Genomic DNA, 1,080 nt, shown 5'->3' with positions numbered 1-1,080 from the left:
GACCTCATTGCAAGCCGGATTGAGCGAAGCTGCGGGTCGGTCTGGCGCTATGGGGATTGTAGCCCTGAGAAGCGGTGGGGATTGTCTTTGCCAGCCCGATGAACGGCGTTCGCGGTTCGACCACAGCGATGGGCAGCATGGCGGAAGGCAAAACCGTGATGGCGTGAACCGTCAGACAGGCAGCAGTGGCCTCTATCGCCGGGCTGGCTGCGTGCGGCTTTGTGCGGTGGGACAAAGGTCTGGGTGCCGGCGCGCATGGCGACGGGTGCCGAACCAGATGATGTGGACGCACCCGGCCTGATCATGAGGTGTCATTCCAGAAGGGGTTCGGCGGCGCCTGTCCGCATCGCCAGGTGGCGAGCGTGACCATCGCCCCTCCGCAGTATGGGCAGCGATGCGTCAACGTCAGGCGCTCGGCGGCGACAGCGGCGCTTTCGGCACTCGGTTCGAGATTGTTCTGCTGCTGGCTGGCCAGCAATCGGCGGCACAGGCCGAGCTTGGCGGCGCGATGACCGTTGGCGAGGAAGCCGTAGTGGCGGATGCGGTGGAAGCCGTCGGGCAGCGTGTGCAGGAGGAAGCGGCGGATGAACTCATGGGCATCGAGCGTCATGACCTTCGTCCTGCCGCCATGACGATAATCCCGCCAGCGGAACGCGACGCGATCCTCGGCCATGCTGACCAGCCGGGAATTGGCGATGGCGACGCGATGGGTGTAGCGGCCAAGATAAGCCAGCACCTGTTGCGGCCCGCCGAAGGGCGGCTTGGCATAGACGACCCATTCGAGGCGACGGACTTCGGCGAGCAAGCGGGCGAAGGCATCGGGCTTTGCCAGGTGGGCGAGATCACCGAAGAAGCCCAGCCAGCCCGCATCATGGGCCACTCGCAGTTCCTCCAGGAAGCGGCGGCGAAACAGGCGCGACAGCACGCGCACGGGTAAAAAGAATCCCGGCCTGCACGAGATCCAGCGTATGCAGTCGGGCGAGATGCCACCGCCCGGCACGATGCAATGCAGGTGGGGATGGTAGGTGAGAGTCTGGCCCCAGCTGTGCAGCACTGCGATGAGGCCGATCTCAGCGCCTA

General features: G+C 65.2%; 1 protein-coding gene. It reads right to left on the bottom strand.

What is annotated here, in order from left to right; translation table 11 throughout:
- Positions 1 to 301: 301 nt before the first annotated feature.
- A partial coding sequence (locus P9272_RS35840) for a transposase (RefSeq protein WP_278164933.1) occupies positions 302 to 1,080 on the bottom strand: 779 nt, incomplete at its 5' end.

The organism is Mesorhizobium sp. WSM4976, from assembly GCF_029625685.1.
Lineage (GTDB): Bacteria > Pseudomonadota > Alphaproteobacteria > Rhizobiales > Rhizobiaceae > Mesorhizobium.
The sequence above is the reverse complement of the archived record's forward strand: the minus strand, read 5'-3'. Positions and strand labels throughout refer to the sequence as shown.